Below are 16,998 nucleotides of genomic sequence, written 5' to 3' on the forward strand. Positions count from 1 at the left end.
GTACGGACGGCGACTGACAGTCTCGCCCTCGCCGAGGGCGCTACAGCAGTCTTAGCTCGGTGAGGGTGCGGTCGACGGTGTCGGCGTCATCGCGTGGCGGGCCATCCGGCTGGTGGCTCTGGCTGCAGGGCCGCATCCGGATCTGGAGGCGTTCGACGGTGCTGGGCCGGACCCGGTCGAGGTAGTAGGCGGCGTCGCTGGATGTGGCGCCGTCCCAGGTGTACGCGGTGCGCCAGGCGCAGTACAGCATGGAGAGCTCTTCGATGACGTCCCAATGGCGTGGCCAGCAGCTCAGGATGGCCCGCTGCGCGTCCGGCCAGGCGAACAACACGTCGCGGACCCAGTCCGCCAGCTCGGCCAGACGATCGGCCTTCTCCTCGTGCGGCATGCGGGGCCAGCACCAGGGGCGCGGGGCGCTTCCAGCCGATGGCTTGCCGCTGGAGGGCTTGGGCGGGCTGGAGGACGCCTTCAGCTGGGCGACGGTGTGGGCGAGCTCTTCCAACTCGGCGGCCAGGCCGGTGATGATCTCGGGACGGGCGTTGTCTCCGCCGTCGTCACGATGGCCGGTCACTGGTGGTCGTCGTCCGGATTGGTGTGGCGGACGTGCCAGGGCCGGGCAAGACGGGGGCCACGCCTGATGGCGGGCAGTTCGAGAGGGGTGCTGGAAGACGCCGTGGTAGGGGCCGACGGTTTCTGAGGTGGCAGGGGCACCTCGCCGTTCTTGCGCCAGCGCTTGTAGTCGGCGCGCTTCCAGATCTGCTCGATGCGGACGATGGTCGGCGTGGCGTTGCGGCGCAGGACCAGGGCACGCCAGGTGGGAAGCCTGCGAGCCTGCTCGGGCGGCAGCACGGGGACGTTCTCCCAGCGGCGGGTGCGCAGCCGCCTGCCCGAGCCGTCGACCGAGGTTTCCCAGTACGGCAGCGCGATCTCGCCGCACAATTCGGACATCGTCTTCAGGTCCTCCGGGTCGGAGGTGGCGCCGAACAGCATCTTGGCCTTGGCGTTGTTCCAGATGGTCCTGGCCCCTTCCGGACCCCATTTCTGACGGAACTGCGCATGGGACTGGCCCGCGACGACGAAGACCAGGCCGGAGCCGGCGGCGGTGGCCAGCCAGCCGGGCAGCCGTGGGATCGGGCACACCTCGGGCGCCTCGTCCAGGACGAAGAGCACGGGCGGGTCCATCCGACGGCCGGGGCGGCGGGAGGCGAGCTGGCGGGCGCGGTGGTGGATCTCGGCGACCAGCGTGGTGAACAGCACGGGGATGGCCGGGCTCACGTCATCGCCGGCGATCAGGTACAGGGTTTCGCGGCGGCGCAGCAGATCGTCCAGATCGAGGCCCTCGCCGGGGGCGGGGCAGATCATCCGGGCGATCGCCGGGTCGTCCATGCAGCGCAGGACCTGCCGCAGCGTCAGGAAGATGCTGTCGCGCGTACGGACGTGCAGGGTGTGGTAGCGGCGCACCAGGGCGGCGGCGCGGTCGGTGTCGAGCCCTGGCCGGGGCCGGGCGAGGATCTTCAGCGGGGTGGGATCTTCGTCCAGCGCCCAGGCGTAGACCTGCTCCATCGTCAGCCGTTCGAGGGCGGCGGCGTGCATGAGGGAGGCCAGTACCATGGCCGCTTGGTTGGTCCAGAATCCCTCATCGGACACGCCGCCGGTCTCTGCCGCGGCGACCATGTGCGCGGCTCGCCGGAGGGCGGTGGCCTGGTCGTGGCAGCCGTCGACGGGCGACCAGCGGACGGTGGAGGCCCAGGTGCCGAACCCATCAGGGTTGAACAGGTGGACGCGCCGGTGCTCGCCCCGAAGGCCCGCGGTCAGTCCGACGATGTCGTCGCGGATGCTTGTGACGATCACCGCGCCTGGGGCGTCCAGGATGCGCCCGGCGAGGTGGGCGGTCTTGCCCTCTTTCTGCGGAGCCAGGCACAGCACACCGTCCTCGAAGGTGGCGTAGGTGCGCATGCGGAAGATCCAGCCTTGCGCCCAGCCGAGGAACAGGGCGATCTCGTGGTGCGGGACCAGGTGGCGCTTCCACCAGCCGCGCAGGGAAGGACGCGCGTGGCGGACGACCTTGCGAGCGGCGGGCAGCCCGTAGTGCAGGTAGAGCTCCAGGCGACGAGCGAAGCCCGCGCCTGGATACAGCCGCAGGCGTAGCCGCCACCAGAGCGCCAGCCCGTGGCGTCGGCGGGGATTCCGCAGGCGATGGACGGCTACGGTGGCCACCGATGCGGCCAGCAGGACGACGGCCGCGGCGATGAGCGGCCCCGCTTGCAGTGACTGCTGCCAGCCGTCGCCGGCGGACCCAGTAGTCATCGGTTTCCCTGCGGAGGCTCGTCGTGGCAGTCGGCCCAGGTCAGGCAGTTGGGAGACAGAGGAGGCTCTTCCGGCCCACCGTGTCGGGGCGTACGAGCACGAGTGCGGGTGGGCGTGGTCGTGGTGCGCACCGTCTTGGTGGCGGTCACGGTGGGCTCGGCGGATGCCCGCCTTTCGGGCGTCTTGGCCGACGGGCTGGGGGATGCGTGCGGCTTGGTGGAGGCGGTCCTACGGGGCAATGCCGAGGTGAGAGTCGGTCTGGGACGGGGCTCGGCGGTGATGGGCGGTGGCTGGCGTGTCGGTGACGTGCGCTGCGCGTACGGGGAAGGTTCTTCGGGTTCGGTGACCTGCTGTCCCGTCGGGATGATGGCCAGCCAGACGCCGATACCGATGGCTGCGGCCAGGGTGACTACCAAAGGGATGATCTTGCGCCAGTCGGTGCGGGCCGGTTCGAACTCGTCCCAGTCGTCGTCTCTGGCTGGTGCCGGTGATGGCAGGGGGTGCAGGCGGCGCGTGTTGACCGGTGTGGGAGGTGTATCGGCGTCTCCATCGTCGGCGGGCGAGCCGGGGGCGGAATCCTGCTGGTCTGGGCCGAGCTCGACGGGGTAGCCGTCGCCGACGTCAGCGAATGCGCTCGGGCCTTCGTAGCCGTCGTAGGGGCGGTCAACGGGCAGGTCTGGGGGGTCGGACGGCATGAGGTGTCGCACCCTTCACACGACGATGAAGATCTCGCTGGCTGCCTTGCCGAGGGCGGCGATGTCCTGGTGGATGCCGAGCTCGGTCGAGCGCGGATCGAACACCACCGAAAGCCTCTCGCGCAGCTGCTGGCGGATCAGCTGTGACCACATCGGGTTCATCGCCAAGTCGGCGTCGAGCAACCGGTAGGTGCGGCCGCCGTCGACGGCGTTGTGCCCCCACAGAGTCACCGTGGGCGCGCCGACTCCGATCACCGTGCCGATGTAGGCATTGATTTGAGCCGTGGCCTGGGCGTCGTCCCAGGGGGCAGCGGGGCCGCTGTGGGCCAGGCCGTACTCTCGCGAGCTGATCTGGGCCAGGGTGTCCCAGCCGAGGGCCTTGATGCTCAGCCATTGGGCGCGGGTGGCGACCGCGGGTGTGACGGGCTGCTGCTTACCTGTCTTCGGGTCGCGCAGCTGGTGTTGGCGATAAGCGGAGGCGAACAACCCGTTGGAGACATATACCTGCTCGACGGCGCTCGTCTTGATGTAGCGCTCGACGAGCTTCTTGGTGGCCAGCGGCGCCTTGGCGCGCATGGCCGCGACGCAGCCTGCGGCGGCGCCGCAGCCCAGCTCGGGCACCACCACGCCGATGGCCAGCCGCTTGCCCGGCAGAGCGGCACGAAGTGCGCCGCTCGCCTGCCGCAGGAAGTCCTTGATCTCGTCTTCGGAGGTGAAGGAGGTGTAGCCGAGGTTGTCGGCGAATTTGATGCCGATCACTCCTGGCCGCGATGCCGCGTTGATCAGCGTGCGCAGGGCTGCGCGGAACTGCGCCTGGCCGGCTTTGAAGTCGTCGGCCAGGTCCGATTCGATCCAGATGCGCAGGCGTGCCGTCCGGGCGGCCGTGATCGCTGCGGCGACCGGGTCGCCGGCCTGGTCGCTGGGCGGAGCTGCCCCGCTTGATGTTGGTGTGGCCGACGGGGTGGTCGCCGTGGTTGGCTGCTGGTCGGGCCTGGGAGCCTGGCTCTGGTCCGGTCGCGTGCTCGGCTGGCCCGGGGAGGTGTCGGAGGCCGGCGGCGCGATCGCGGACGGCGCGATGGTGAGCGTGGCCGGCGGGGAGGATGTGGAGCTCATCTTGGTCGGCCTGGCACGGGGAGTGACCGAGGAGCTGGGGCCTGTCGAGGCTGTGGGCGCTGTGGTGCGGATCTGGCGTTCGCCGTTCACGGTCCGTTCGAAGGTGATGGTGCCGGTGGCCATGTTGCGGCACTTGTACCAGCCATCCGGCTGCTGAGCGCAGTTGGTCTGCCCGCCCTTGCAGGCGGTGGTCTTGGACAGGTCGGTCGGCTGGTTGCAGCGCACGTAGCGGGGCGGAAGCGGCTGTGCCTGTTCCAGGCGGGCCCCGTCGTCGGTCATCCAGAACGAGGCCACATCGGCGGCGTCCTGCGGCGCCGACAGCCACCGGCACACCACGAACGTGGGAGTGTCGTCCGGCAGCATGTCGCGGCAAGAATCACCGCGTTCGACGGCCAGGGCCTGCTCGACGCCGGGATCGACCGGCTCGCCGGGCGCGGATCCGTGCACCAGGCCGGGCTCGGCGACGGCCATGACCGGCACGCAGACCACCAGAGCCACGACGATGCCCGCGGCGGCGAACCGCTTCTCGCGGCGGGTCATCGCCTGGAAGAATTTTCGGACCTTGTTCATCTCGACACTCTCTTCTCGGGTCAGCCGTTCGGGCAGTTCGACCAGTGCCCCTGGCGATCGGAGTAGACGGGGCCGCTGGAGATCCAGTAACCCTGGTCGGCCTCCACCGTCCAGGTCACGGTCACCGTCAGCGTTCCGACGCCGGTGGTCGTGCCGGCGGTGATGCGGCCGTCGCCCGTGCTGGTGCCGCTCCAGGTGAGGGTGACCGTCCCGGACTCGGTGAAGCGGGCACAGCCTGGCTTCTCCCGGGGAGCAGACACCGTGATGCGGGTGCCGTTGATCGAGATGCCGGAGCTTCCTGAGGCGGACACCACTTGGCCGGTACCGGGCGAAACGTCCAGCGACACCGATCCGGTGCGGCCGGAGCCGAGGTTGAGGCTGGCGGGAGAGACTCGCGCGGAGGGGGCGGCGGGTTGGGGCAGCTGCGACTTGGTCGTAGAGGCGCTCGGCTTGGTGGTGGGCTGGCGCGGCGGGTCGTGGGGGCCGGTGGGCGTGGTTGGACCGCCGGTCTTGGAGGGGCGGATCCGGGCCGAGGGAGTACCGGCCATCTGGACGGTGGGGTGCGTGCTCGGCTTGGTCGCGGTCCGGGAGGTGGCCGGCCTGCTGGTCGGCGTTTGGGTGGGTGCGAGCGAGGGCGGCTCTTGTAGGACCGGGTCGACCTCCGGCGGCTGCTCCGTGGTGATCAGGGTGATCGTGCCCACCGGCTGGGGAGCGGCGACCCGGGCGGCCGTTTCCGGCCGGGGGTCGGGTCTGAGGACTGACCAGGCCGTCCCGATCAGGGCAACGGCCCCGACCACCGCGATGATGAGCGCGGCTACCCGTATCGCCGGTAACAGCGGCCGTAGCGACAGGCACGCCTCGGGATCGGACTCATCGGAGCGTTTGTGCCAGAACTCGGAGACCGAGTTGCTGCGCCGGTCCCAGGCGCGGAATTGCTCATCTTCTCGCTGCCGGCCGTCCTGCTGTTCGTCGTGTGGGTCGTGGTCTTCGGGAGGCGGGCTTTGCCCTGCGGATGGGGCGTGCTCGTCAGCCGGTTGCGCTGCAGGCGCTGCGATCGAGCCCGGCGCGGCCATCACCTCGCCGGGCGCCCGCCCCGGTGTCGGCGGGGTGGCGTGCAGCGGGTCGGCAGAAGGGCCCCGCTCGGGCTGGGCAGGGAAGCCGTTTGCCCGCCACAGCCGCTCATCGTGCGACAACGGTTCGGCCACGGTGAACTGGTCGGCCAGATCGTCCGGGGCGTCGCCGATTGGCAGGAGGTCGAGTAACTCGGCCGTCGGAGCGCTGCGGGGGGCCTGCCGACAGATCGAGCAGTCGGCGATGTGGCGGCTGATCTGCGTGCGGGTGAGCTCGCTCAGCGAGGCGATCTCCTGACTGCGGATCAAGCCCGCCAACTGCTCGCAGCCGCCGCCCTTCCGTCCCGCTCCCGCCAGGCCAACGGTGTTCGGAGAGCTTGGCGGGCCCACGTCGGACAGCGCGGCCACCCACGCGTGAAGCTGGTCTGCCGCTCCGGCGGCGAGCAGGTCGACCTGGCCGGGCTCGACGTCGAGAATCAGCGCGATCTCAGCAGCGGTCATCCCGTGCCGCGCCGACAAGTCGAGCACCTCCCGATGGTCGGCCCGCAGACCGGCCAGGGCCTGGCCGACCAGGGCCGCCCGCGGGCCGGGGCGTGACCACACTCTGCTGCCGGCCGGTCTGGCGGCGGCCGCGGTGGCGCGGTGGACCCTGGCCACCGCGTACAGCCAGGCGCGCAGATACTCGTCGCTGACCGGGCGTCCGGCGTGCACGCAGGCCGAGACCAGGGCGCTGGCCAGGGCGAGCTCGGCTTCAGCTGGGAGCAGCGCGGTGCGTAGGTAGTCATACAGCCGGTCGCCGTAGCGGCGCCGCAGGTCCTCGATGACCTCGCGGGCGTCGTGCGGGAGTGAGTGCCACATCGGCTCTCCTACGGAGTGGGAAGGGCGAAGGGGGTCACCGGCGGGCCGTCAGCGTCGCGATGCTCGTAAGGGTGATCGCGGCGCCGAGCAGGTGGTGCACGGCGAGCGCGTTGTCCAGCCAGATCACGGCGATGATCGCGCCGAAGATGGGGGATCAGGTGGAGGACCACGCCGGCGTGGGCGATGGGCACCTGGCCGATGGCGGGCGGTCGGCGCCAGCAGCGCGCCCGGCGACAGCTGGATCAGCGACTCGGTGCCGGACAGCAGCCACAGGCCGGGCACGCACATCAACAGGGCCGCCCAGCCGGAGCGGGAGTGATGTCCGGGGCTCGGAGCAGGTCGCCGGGGGGTTGAAGAGCCGTGCGCTCGCCGTTCACCCATGGCCTGCCAGCGGGCGGGCCGCCTCCGCGTACAGGTCGGTGGCGAGCTGGATCAGGTCGATCCTGCGGCCGTGCTCGTCAACCGCCCATCGTCCGGGGTCGTGGGTGTGCAGGTTGAGCCGGATGCCGCCGTCGGCATCGCGTACCCAGAGTCGACCCAGCGGGTAGAGCCCGACCAGGTGAAACCGGACGTCGGGCAACTCCGCGCGCAAGATGCGGGCCAGGGCGCCGGACCGCTGCTGAATCTTGGTCTCGTAGACGTTCTCCACCGCGATCGCCAGCCGGGAAGCGTGGCGCGTGGAGACGGCGGCGCGCATCTGGGCGGCGACGTAACTGAGCTCGGCCAGCTCGACCGGCGTCGTAGGAGGTGCGACCTGCGAGAGTAGCCGCCAGAGCCGGTCCTGGGTGGCGACAAGATCGACCAGCTCCTCGGTCGCCGGTACCCGGCCGCATGACAGGGCATGCCGCAGGTAGGCGCCGACGGTTTCGAGCTCGGCCGAGACCTCCACCTGCATCGGCCGGATCAGTGGTGTGGAGCTGAGGGCAGCCCGCCAGTTTTCGGCGTGCAGCCTGGCCAGGCGGGGATGGCGGGCTGCGACCGCGTCGCACCACTGCAGCAGCAGCCTCGGGGAGACCTCACCGCGCTGGGCGGCTCGCAGCAGGATCAGGGTGGTAGCGGTGTGCGGCACATCCAGCACCACACGTACCGGCACCCCGGGCGGGATGCGTGACAGTACTCCCGCCCCCACGGTGGGGAGCCGGGCCGCGGTCTCGGTCTCGGAGATCGTCAGTTCGTCGTCCAGCCGCAGACCCACGACTCGTTCGCCGACCTGGCCGTGGCGCAGGGATGTGATGGGGACTCGGCGGCCGCTCTCGGTGATCAATTGGGCGGCGCGGGTGCTGAAGTGGCATCCGCCCGAGATTAAGGTCACCTCGTGCAGATCATCGACGGCCACGTCGGCGGGCGGGGCGCCGCCGATGAAGACGTGGTGGGTGGCATCCTGCAGGCGGAGCCCGCTGTAGGCGGTGACGGTCTCATGGCCGGGGCGCAGGTCGCGCTCGCACACCATGTCGGTCACCGACACGTCGGTGTTCCACAGGTAGCCGAGCAGGTGCTGGTGGCGTCGGGCGGCCCGCGCGGTGGCCTTGCGCAGTGGATGTGGAGCGCCCTCGGCGGATGCATGCCACCAGCCGTCCGTCAGATGGCGCGCCGGAAGCCCTCCTGGGGCGAGATCGATCCGGCTCAGCCGGGGCGTGGACGACATACCGAGCTGATCCAGCACATGGAGGGTCGTCATGACGCCTCCCTGTAGGTGCGGCCGGTGGCGGTGTCGGACAGCCGGACGGAGGCGATGCGTGCGTCGATCAGCAGTGGCCCGAGGCGCGGCCCGGCCAGCCAGTTGCCAATCGCCTTGAGATCGCGGCCCTGCCGGACGACGGTCGCCGTACACCCGTAGCCGGTCGCGAGCGCCGCCAGGTCGACCAGGCCGTAGGGGCCGTCATCGCTGGTGTTGTAGACGACGATCAGAAGGGGGAGTTCGAGCCGTACGGCGGTCTCCAGCTCGGCAGCCGCTCTCAGCGCGCCCGCGTCGCCGAGTGCGGCCACGGCCAGCCGGCCCGGGTTGGCCAGCGCCGCGCCGATGCCACTGGCCAGTCCGAGCCCGGCTTCCTCGAAGGCCTGTGAGTAACAGAAACCCTGCGCGTTGGGGATCCGCACCAGGCCGATCGGGTAGCTCATGAAGTCGCCGCGGTCGACGGCGAGTGTCCGTTCCGCTGGCAGCAGCGCATCCAGCAGTTGTGACAGTGTCCGGGGATCGATGCGGCCGTCGATGTGGATCGGGTGGTAGCTGACGTCGTGCCAGCTGGACTGTTCGTCGATGCGGCGGCGGATCTCGTCGGTGCGGTAGCCCGTACGGGTCGTGGGCAGCTTCTGCAGCAGGGCGCGGGCCGTCGCCGAGGCGTCGCCGGCCACGCCGAAGTCGATGCTGCGGTGGACGCCGAGCATGCCCGGATCGAGGTCGACCTGCGTTACGTGAGTGCCTGAACCGATGAGGTCGCCGCGGCGGGTGGTCCGCTCGTGCAGCGAGCATCCCCAGCCGATCAGGACGTCCGCATCGTGGATCAGCTCGGCGACCGCCGGAGTGGACCAATCGCCGGCTATCCCCAGATTCCAGTGGCTGGAGGCGAACAGGCCGTGCGCCGCGGCGGACGTGGCGAGCAACGCGCCTGTGCGCCCGGCCAATTCCTCCAGTTCCTGCCCGGCATGGCGGGCTCCACGGCCGGCGATGAACACCGGCCGGCGCGCGCCGGTGAGCAGGTCCGTCAGGCGCGTCATGGCCTCGGCGTCAGGCACCGGAGGGGCGGGGGCGCGTAAGTCGCCGAGGGCGGCGAGCAGGTTGTCCGGTGGTGGCGGGCAGGAGGTCGCCAGCACCTGCCGCGCCAGCGTCAGCACCAGCGGGCGGCGCTGGGTGCGTGTCGCGTGCAGGGCCCAGGCGACGATGCTGACCGTCTCGGCCGCGTCGGTAACCGGTTCGATGAGCGCTCCGGCGGCGGTGAGCAGTGCCGTTTGCCGGGTGATGCCGCTGTGGTCGCCACCCGCGGGTTCGCATGCGAGCACCAGCAGAGGGGTACGGCTGTGGGCCGCTTCCATGATGCCGGTGATGGCGCTTGTCAGGACCGATCCTTGGGAGGCGGTCAGCACGGCGGGCTGGTCGCCGGTACGCGTGTAGGCCTCGGCCATGGTTGTCGCCGCACTCGGGTGCCGGGCGGCGATCACGCGCACGCCCTGCGCGGCCAGGGCAGTGGTGAGCGGGCAGTCGTCTACTGCGGCGCCGAAGACGGTGCGGACACCGAGTGCGGTCAGCACCTGGCTGACCGTCTCGGCGACCGAGATCACAACCGCTCCCCGAGGGTCCGAACCGCACGGACGGACAGGCACGGTGCGCCAGCCGGCAGCGCATGAGAAACGAACACGAGCATCGCCTTCCGAGTCAGGCCGAACGGGGGATAGGGGAGGAGGCTGTGCAGCGGCTCAGCGTGCGGATCACCTCGCTGGTGGCTTCCACACGAGCGCAGTGCCTGGCCATGTAATCCACCGCCGCCCGGTGGTCATCGGCGCTGAAGGCGGCGATCGCGTCGCCGATGACGAAGGGTTTGATGTCGTTGCTGAAGGCGTCCACAGCCGTGGCCTGAATGCCGATGTGGGCGTAGACGCCGCCGATCAGTAGGTGGTCCCGGCCGGAGGCACGCATCAGGTTGGCCAGCGGGCTGCGGAGGAGAGCGCTGTAGCGGTGCTTCGCCAGCACGATCTCGCTGGGTGCGGGCATGAGCGGGGCGCAGATGTCGGTGTCTTCGGCGGCGTCGGTAAGGCCGGGACCCCATAGATCGGCCAGCAGGCCACGATCGGCTGAAACTTGAGAACCCGGCTGGGCGGTGTAGACGATGGGAACTCCCTGCTCGGTGCAGCGCTGGCGGATGGCCACCAGGTTGGACAGCACGTCGGCGATGGGGGAGGCGTCCATCTGGTAGGGCCGTAGGAAGTAGTGCTGCATGTCGTGGATGAGCAGCACGGCGCGATCCGCCTCGAACGTCCAGTTCAGCCGGTTGTCGGGCAGGGCGGGCAGCATGTAGGGGGCAATGGCGGGGATCGCCACGACAGGTCCTTTCTTGTCCATTTCACGCGCCGACCCGCGATGGCGGGGGCGGTCGCGCCGGGGATTTCACAGATCGGTGTGGACGCGCAGAGCGCGCAGCAGGGTGGAGAACTTCGCGCTGGTCTCTGCCAGCTCTGCCTCCGGGTCGGAGTCGGCGACGATGCCCGCTCCCGCGTACAGGCGCAGGCTGGTGCCGGACACGACGCCGCAGCGCAGCGCCAGCGCCCACTCGCCGTCGCCGGCCGCGTCCTGCCAGCCGACGAGCCCGGCGTAGAAGCCGCGATCGACGGGTTCCAGCGCGTCGATGACCTCGCGGGCCAGGCTTTCGGGGCTGCCACATACCGCCGGTGTGGGATGCAGGGCGGCGGCCAACGTCAGGCTGCACGCGCTCGGGTCGCGTAGTCGTCCGGTGATCGGCGTGCTGAGATGCCACATGGTGGGCGTGGCGGTGACCTGCGGCCGGGTCGGGACGTACAGATGCTCGCAGAACGGAGCGAGCGCCTGAGCGACGGCGTCGACCACCAGCCGGTGCTCGTGCAGGTCCTTACCTGAGGTCTGTAGGGCCAGCGCGCGGGCTTGATCAACGGTCGGATCGAAACTACGCCGCGCCGAGCCGGCCATCGGGGTGGTGGCCACCATCCGGCCGTGGCGGGAGACGAGCAACTCGGGGCTGGCGCCGATCAGCGAAGCGTCCTCGCTGGTCGGCGCGGCGTATATGTACCGTGCGTTGGGGCTCGGTAGATGCGCTAACAGCTCCTTGATCGTCAGTGGCCGGTCTGCCTCCAGACGGAGGCTGCGCGCCAGCACCACCTTGCGCAGTGGACCGGTGGCGATCATGTCCTGGGCTCGCCGTACCGCCGCCAGGTAGGCGGCCGGCTCGGGATCGGGAGTGATCGTCCAGGACGGGTGGCGGCAGCGGAAGCAGTACGGGGCCAGCAGCGGAGCTGACCAGCGGGGAGTGCTGCTCAGCGCCAGGCGGGAGTGCTCGGCGTCGAAGGTGATCAGACCGGCGGCGACCATGCCGGGCTGGTGCAGGGCGTCAGCGACTTGGTCCGGCAGAGCCGTCAGCGGGCTGGTCAGCGGCGTCTGCTCATCGTCGCCGTCGGCCAGTAGCGTGTGGGTAGGGGTGCCGATCACGACGGTTGCGGGGGTGCAGCCGTTGGGCAGTGGTACGGGGACGTCGCCCGGCAGCGGAGCGCGCATCGGGATCGGCGGTGGTGTGGACACGGTCACGGTGGAGCTTCCTTTCGAAAGGAGGGGGGTATGGGCGTCATCCGGTCAAGCTGGCGCCGCCGTCGATGACGAGGTCCTGCATGGTGATGTGGCGGGCCTGCTCGGAGGCCAGCCACAGCACGGCTTCGGCGATGTCGGCGGGCTGTGCGACGCGGCCCAGGGGGACGCCCAGCCGGAACCGGGCGGCATCGCCCGCGATCGCCCGGTCGGCATCGGTGAGCGCGGACAGCATGGCCGTGTCGGTCGAGCCGGGCGAGACGCTGTTGCAGCGGATACCGGCGTGAGCCAGTTCCAGTGCCAGGTGACGGGTGAAGGCGATGACGGCGGCTTTGGACGCGCCGTAGGCGGTCAGGCCGATGCGCGGTACGTGGCCGGCGTTGGAGGCGATGTTGACGATCGAGCCCTGCCGGCGTCGTACCATCGGTTCGGCCACCGCTCGGCAGATCCGGATCACGCCGAAGGTGTTGACCTCGAACAGTTCGCGCAGGTCGTGCTCGCTCAGCTGGGCCAGCGGGCCCTGGCGGAGCACACCTGCGACGTTGACCGCGATGGCTACCGGGCCGAGTTCGTGCTCGATGGATGTGACCGCGGTCTCGACCGCTTCCGGATCGCGCACGTCGCAGGGGAAGGCGGCTACGTCGGGCAGGTCCGGTAGCTCGTTGTAGTGAACATCCAGGGCGCCGACTCGGGCGCCGGCGGTAGTGAGCCGGGCGCAGATCGCCGCGCCGATGCCCCTCGCGGCCCCGGTCACCAAGGCGACGCGGCCGGTGATCCCGGCGACCTGCTCGGCGGATGAGGTGGTCATTGCATGCCGTCCTGGCGGTGACCGTCGAGCGCCGCATCGATGGCGGTGATGGCGTTCTGACAGACACCGCGGACGCGGTGCAGCCGACACAGCCTGTCGGCGGACGCCACGTTGAGCACAGGGATGTGCGCCGTAGTCACTTCGTCGACGTGGGGTGCCGTACGGGCGTCAGAGGATCGGCGGGGGAGGGGGACCAGGAGGTCGTCGCGATGTTGGCGGTAAGGCATCAAGCTCTCCTTACGCGTGCAGGAAGGACGCAGACGGTATGGGTGTGGGGCGGATGCCGGAGGTAAGGCGGGCCAGCTCGTAGTCGGCTTCGCTGCGCACCTGGACGAGGGCGGCGCGCAGTTCGGCCAGCAAGCGGTGCAGCTCCTGTACTTCCTGCTCGGGTGGGATGCGCCGGGTGTCCGCCTGGGAATGAGTTCCCCGGGCGGCGCGCAGCGCGTTGAAGGCGGCGGCGCCCGCCAGGAGCGTGGCACCGGCGATGACAGCGGCCAGCACCGTGGTGAAGCCGGCGTGTGTGCCGGACAGTACGGGTTGCTCCAGCAGGATGGATGAGCCGGCGACCCCCAGCGCCCCGCCGACCATACGAGCTGCGGTCACCGCACCGACCGCTGCGGCGAATCGCGGCGGCTCGGCCGCCAGGGTGCCCGCCGTGAACGTTCCCGTGGCCAGCGCACCGATCCCGGCACCGATGATCGCCAGCGCGAGCACCATCCAAGCCGACAGCTCGCCGACGCTCAGCAACAGCGTGCATCCGGCCACCACTGCGATCGCCCCCGTATAGACCACCGCAGTGGTGCCGTGCCGCCGGCCCAGCCGACCGGCCAGCGGCGCGGCCGCGATGACCGCCAGCGAGATCGGAGTCAGCCACCAGCCCGCCCCCGCGGCGTTCAGCCCATGGATCTGCTGCAGGTACAGCGGCGTCATCACCAGCACTGTGTACTGCACCGACCCGAACAGCGCCGACGCGATCGCGCTGAGGGCCACCCTCGGATGGCGCCACAGCGCTTGCTCGTCTCCGGTGGCGCGGCGCGAGATCGCCAGTTTGATGGCCGCGGTCGCCATGGCGACCGCCATGCAGCCCACGGTCTGGGGCGAGGTCCAGCCCCACTGGCCGCCGTGCCAGATGGCCAGCACCGCGGCCGCGATCCCGACGGCGGGCACGAGTGTGCCGGCAACCTCGGGGCGGGGCGCCTTGGTCTGGCCGTTCGGCAGCAGCGGGACGACCGCCAGGAGCGTGATCGCCAACGCCGCACTGCACAGGTAGGCGGCACGCCACCCGTGAGCCGCGATCAACGCACCCCCACCGGCCTGCGCCACCGCCACTCCCAGCCCGGAGCAGCCGCTCCAGATCGCGAGCGCACCGCGACGGCGGGCAGGAGGCAGCTCGGCCAGCAGCAGCGCCAGCGAGGTCGGCAACATCAGCGCCGCGCCCACCCCTTGGATGAGCCGGCCACCGAGCAGCACGGGCCAGCCGGCTGTCGACGCGACCGCGACGGCGCCCAGGCTGAACAGCACCACGCCCACCGCGAGCACACTGCGACGGCCCAGTGCATCGGCCCATCGGCCGGCGGGCACCAGCAACGCCGCGATGGTCGCGAAGTTGACGACGTTGACCCAGGCGAGCTGGGACGCCGTCACCTCATCGGTCAGCGGATCGGCGGTCAGTTCGCCGACCACCAGCGTGGTCGACGCCGCATCGGCCATGATCACCGCCATCGCCGTACAGGACACCACCATCAGCAGCCCGCGGCGGTTACGGGCACGGTGGCGCGGAAGACCTGCAGTGCGCTTGGCAGGCCCGCCCCGGGCGAGGCGAGGACCGGGACGGGCCTGGCTCATGCGGCGGCCGGTCGATCTCGGCCGCCCTTGGTGGACAGCTGGGGACGTACTGGCGGCCACGTAGCGTGTTCGGTGGGGCAAGCGCAGCCGGGTGTGCGAGTAGGCGACGGGGGATGGACTACTTGCTGCCTCGATGGTCACCCGCGGCAACATAGGAAGATCCGGTGTTGAGCCGGTTGCCACGGGGTCTTGATCTGGGCGCCGATCAGTCGCGAACCGCCCATCGGCGTGTCGGATCGATAAATTCGATCACGAGCCCGATTGCGGAAGATCTTCTCGCCAGGGCGTACGGGAGCTGACTATGATCTTGATGGCCCGGTGTCAGAGAAGATCACCTGTGACTCGAGGAGCGGCGTGCGCACGCAACAGCCCGACGAAGAGATGTCCTCTCCCTCTCCCGCCCGGATGTACGACTATTTTCTCGGCGGCACCACCAACTACCAGGTCGACAGGGATGCAGCCGAACGTGGGCTGGCCTACGCGCCGGAGATCAAGACCATCGCGACGGCCAACCGGCAGTTCCTGATCCGCGCCATCCGCTTCCTCGCCGAACAGGGCGTGAGCCAGTTCCTGGACATCGGCTCCGGGCTGCCCACCCAGGAGAACGTGCACGAGATCGCCCAGTCGGTCACCCCGTCCGCGCGGACCGTCTATGTCGACAACGACCCCAGCGTGCTGCCACAGGCTCAGGCGTTGATCATCGGCGATGACCGGACCCGTTACATCGAGGCCGATGTTCGCGATCCGCACGGCATCCTCAACCACCCGGAGACTCTGCAGCATCTGGACCCGGCCCAGCCGTGGGCGGTGGTCTTGTGCTCGGTGCTGCACTTCGTTCCCGACACCGACGACCCTTACGGCGTGGTCTACCGGCTGATGGATGCGATGCCGTCCGGCAGCTTCCTGATCTTCTCCCACGTCAGCAGGACCGATATTGACCCCGAGCTCTACAAGATCCTGATGGCGACCAACTCCAACAACCTCAGCAACCCGATCACTTACCGGGCGGTGGAGGAGATCGCCCGCTTCTTCGACCAGCCCGGCTGGGAACTGCTGCCGCCAGGCATGGTAGATGTGCAGCGATGGCAGCCGGACAGCGCCGTTGACGACTTCATGCCCGGTCGGGTACGCGTCGTCGGTGGTGTGGCCCGCAAACGCTGAAGTGGCTGTCGTTGCCCACCCGGCGCCTATGCGTCACCCAGTGTGGGGGTCTTCTGAATGCGGCTTGGGCTGTCGCCCTGACGCTGCCGGTGCAGTAGCACGGAAGTAGCAGCCACCGAGCTGAGGGTCTCACAACGTGAGGTGTACGCAGCCGCTAACCTTGCCCGCGCGCTCCACGACCGGACGGTCGATCACCTCGGCCCGATGTACCGCGATGTCCCATGTCTTCCAGGGCGGTCAGCACTCCCCACTCGATGATCTGGGCTCGTCTGTCGTCCATGCCAGGACCTCACCGCCGCCTCCCGCGACCCCCACGTCGCAGACCCTAACCAGCGGATCCCTGCTGGGTCCTGGGCCGCTGCTCCGGTGCGGGCGGTGTAGACATACAGCAATCGGTCATCATCGTCGTCGGCGACCCGCGCGGGGGTCTCGTCGTGGTGCAGCTCCGGCGCGCGCAACGCGTTCTGCAACGCGGTCTCGAAGCCGGCCAGCCGACCGGCGACGCGCTTGACCAGCCCGCCGGTGAATCCGGTGGAGACGGGTGCGTCTAGCAGCACGCCCATCAGGTCAGCGGCGCGGATGATGCATGTGTCCGTTGCAGGCCAGGAGCGCGGTGGCCGCGCGGACGTTCGGGCCGTAGCAGCAGGAGCCCGCCAGGCTCGCCGGGGTGGCTGCCCGGGTCGTCCGCCGGGATCCCGGGCAGGCGACCTTGACCATCCGGTACTCGATGACCTGGAGTTTCACCGGTGGCGTGTCGAACATCTGTACTTGAGCTGCGACCGTGCCCTCGATGTCGTCGAGTCTGCCGCCGCACCCGCCGCACTCGGTAGGCGACACGATGGTGATCTGGAACGCCCTCAGCGGATGCCGGATTGTACGCCTTCTGCTCTCAGGTGAGCTGGGCCTTCTTGGGCTTTGAGCAACTGTTGCTCGACGCTCGTTGTGTACGAGATTACTCCATTGCATGTTCGAGATGACCAATCATCTCTTCCAGATCTTCCATAGAATCTTGAGAGAAATCCGGGCGAGTCGCTGCAATATGTAGAATGAGTTCCGTATCTGTCCGCCAACCTCCCTCTCTAAGCGCAACCGACACTTCTCTTGGCATTAGCACCCAATTTCGGGAAGTGCGATCTAGTAGCCAGTCAATCCTGCCGTGGAAGGAGTTAACGGCGAGGGCGAACTGCTCTTCGAGGGGCTTATTTCTCTCTTTGAAGCGCCACACTATTAGAGGGGGTCGCGCTTTTCCTTCGAGTGTCGGACCGACTGCAATTCTCGCCCACTCTACTTCACCCACGAGGCGAAGGA

Annotated in this window: 14 protein-coding genes; 1 reads left to right on the top strand and 13 read right to left on the bottom strand. The window is 69.6% G+C overall.

Going from position 1 to position 16,998, the window contains the following annotated elements; all coding sequences use genetic code 11:
- Positions 1-40: 40 nt before the first annotated feature.
- The 11 genes from IEY82_RS34755 to IEY82_RS34805 form a co-directional block, all read right to left on the bottom strand.
- Positions 41-571: a hypothetical protein gene (locus tag IEY82_RS34755; protein WP_189128525.1), complete on the bottom strand. Its 531-nt coding sequence runs from the start codon at positions 569-571 to the stop codon at positions 41-43.
- Positions 568-2,307 (bottom strand): type IV secretory system conjugative DNA transfer family protein, encoded by a 1,740-nt coding sequence (locus IEY82_RS34760; RefSeq protein WP_189128526.1) that lies wholly within the window; start codon positions 2,305-2,307, stop codon positions 568-570. The genes IEY82_RS34755 and IEY82_RS34760 overlap by 4 nt, the downstream gene beginning before the upstream one ends.
- On the bottom strand, positions 2,304-3,002 hold the full coding sequence (locus IEY82_RS34765; protein WP_189128527.1) for a hypothetical protein: 699 nt from the start codon (positions 3,000-3,002) through the stop codon (positions 2,304-2,306). Before IEY82_RS34765 ends, IEY82_RS34760 begins: the two co-directional genes overlap by 4 nt.
- Positions 3,003-3,017: 15 nt before the next feature.
- A complete protein-coding gene (locus tag IEY82_RS34770; protein WP_189128528.1) occupies positions 3,018-4,685 on the bottom strand; it encodes a hypothetical protein in 1,668 nt (555 codons plus the stop codon).
- A 20-nt stretch (positions 4,686-4,705) separates the two neighbouring features.
- Positions 4,706-6,613, bottom strand: a complete 1,908-nt coding sequence (locus IEY82_RS34775; RefSeq protein WP_189128529.1) for an RNA polymerase sigma factor sigma-70 region 4 domain-containing protein — start codon at positions 6,611-6,613, stop codon at positions 4,706-4,708.
- Between the two features lie 373 nt (positions 6,614-6,986).
- On the bottom strand, positions 6,987-8,291 hold the full coding sequence (locus IEY82_RS34780; RefSeq protein ID WP_189128530.1) for a hypothetical protein: 1,305 nt from the start codon (positions 8,289-8,291) through the stop codon (positions 6,987-6,989).
- Positions 8,288-9,889 (bottom strand): thiamine pyrophosphate-binding protein, encoded by a 1,602-nt coding sequence (locus IEY82_RS34785; RefSeq protein ID WP_225264266.1) that lies wholly within the window; start codon positions 9,887-9,889, stop codon positions 8,288-8,290. The genes IEY82_RS34780 and IEY82_RS34785 overlap by 4 nt, the downstream gene beginning before the upstream one ends.
- A 94-nt stretch (positions 9,890-9,983) precedes the next feature.
- Positions 9,984-10,646: an isochorismatase family protein gene (locus IEY82_RS34790; protein ID WP_189128531.1), complete on the bottom strand. Its 663-nt coding sequence runs from the start codon at positions 10,644-10,646 to the stop codon at positions 9,984-9,986.
- A gap of 66 nt (positions 10,647-10,712) precedes the next feature.
- Positions 10,713-11,879: an isochorismate synthase gene (locus IEY82_RS34795; protein WP_189128532.1), complete on the bottom strand. Its 1,167-nt coding sequence runs from the start codon at positions 11,877-11,879 to the stop codon at positions 10,713-10,715.
- A 37-nt stretch (positions 11,880-11,916) separates the two neighbouring features.
- Complete coding sequence (locus IEY82_RS34800) at positions 11,917-12,684, bottom strand: SDR family oxidoreductase (protein ID WP_189128533.1); 768 nt, start codon at positions 12,682-12,684, stop codon at positions 11,917-11,919.
- Positions 12,685-12,921: 237 nt separating this feature from the next.
- Positions 12,922-14,406: an MFS transporter gene (locus IEY82_RS34805; RefSeq protein ID WP_189128534.1), complete on the bottom strand. Its 1,485-nt coding sequence runs from the start codon at positions 14,404-14,406 to the stop codon at positions 12,922-12,924.
- 384 nt (positions 14,407-14,790) lie between these two features.
- Here IEY82_RS34805 and IEY82_RS34810 point away from each other — a divergent pair, with 384 nt between their 5' ends.
- Positions 14,791-15,690 carry an SAM-dependent methyltransferase gene (locus IEY82_RS34810; protein WP_189128535.1) on the top strand — a complete coding sequence of 300 codons (900 nt, stop codon included), beginning with the start codon at positions 14,791-14,793 and terminating at the stop codon, positions 15,688-15,690.
- A 567-nt stretch (positions 15,691-16,257) separates the two neighbouring features.
- Here IEY82_RS34810 and IEY82_RS34815 read toward each other — a convergent pair.
- Both IEY82_RS34815 and IEY82_RS34820 read right to left on the bottom strand, forming a co-directional pair.
- Positions 16,258-16,527: an IS66 family transposase zinc-finger binding domain-containing protein gene (locus IEY82_RS34815; RefSeq protein WP_189128536.1), complete on the bottom strand. Its 270-nt coding sequence runs from the start codon at positions 16,525-16,527 to the stop codon at positions 16,258-16,260.
- A gap of 115 nt (positions 16,528-16,642) precedes the next feature.
- Positions 16,643-16,987, bottom strand: coding sequence for a hypothetical protein (locus tag IEY82_RS34820; RefSeq protein WP_189128537.1), 345 nt, complete (start codon positions 16,985-16,987; stop codon positions 16,643-16,645).
- Between the last annotated feature and the right edge of the window lie 11 nt (positions 16,988-16,998).

Origin of the sequence: Nonomuraea cavernae (assembly GCF_014646355.1) — a bacterium.
Taxonomy (GTDB): Bacteria; Actinomycetota; Actinomycetes; order Streptosporangiales; family Streptosporangiaceae; genus Nonomuraea; species Nonomuraea cavernae.

What these genes read in the sequence shown, in the direction of transcription:
- IEY82_RS34760 (WP_189128526.1), bottom strand. Translation starts at nt 2,307, where the DNA reads ATGACTACTGGGTCCGCCGGCGACGGCTGGCAGCAGTCACTGCAAGCG.
- IEY82_RS34765 (WP_189128527.1), bottom strand. Translation starts at nt 3,002, where the DNA reads ATGCCGTCCGACCCCCCAGACCTGCCCGTTGACCGCCCCTACGACGGC.
- IEY82_RS34770 (WP_189128528.1), bottom strand. Translation starts at nt 4,685, where the DNA reads ATGAACAAGGTCCGAAAATTCTTCCAGGCGATGACCCGCCGCGAGAAG.
- IEY82_RS34775 (WP_189128529.1), bottom strand. Translation starts at nt 6,613, where the DNA reads ATGTGGCACTCACTCCCGCACGACGCCCGCGAGGTCATCGAGGACCTG.
- IEY82_RS34780 (WP_189128530.1), bottom strand. Translation starts at nt 8,291, where the DNA reads ATGACGACCCTCCATGTGCTGGATCAGCTCGGTATGTCGTCCACGCCC.
- IEY82_RS34800 (WP_189128533.1), bottom strand. Translation starts at nt 12,684, where the DNA reads ATGACCACCTCATCCGCCGAGCAGGTCGCCGGGATCACCGGCCGCGTC.
- IEY82_RS34805 (WP_189128534.1), bottom strand. Translation starts at nt 14,406, where the DNA reads ATGGCGGTGATCATGGCCGATGCGGCGTCGACCACGCTGGTGGTCGGC.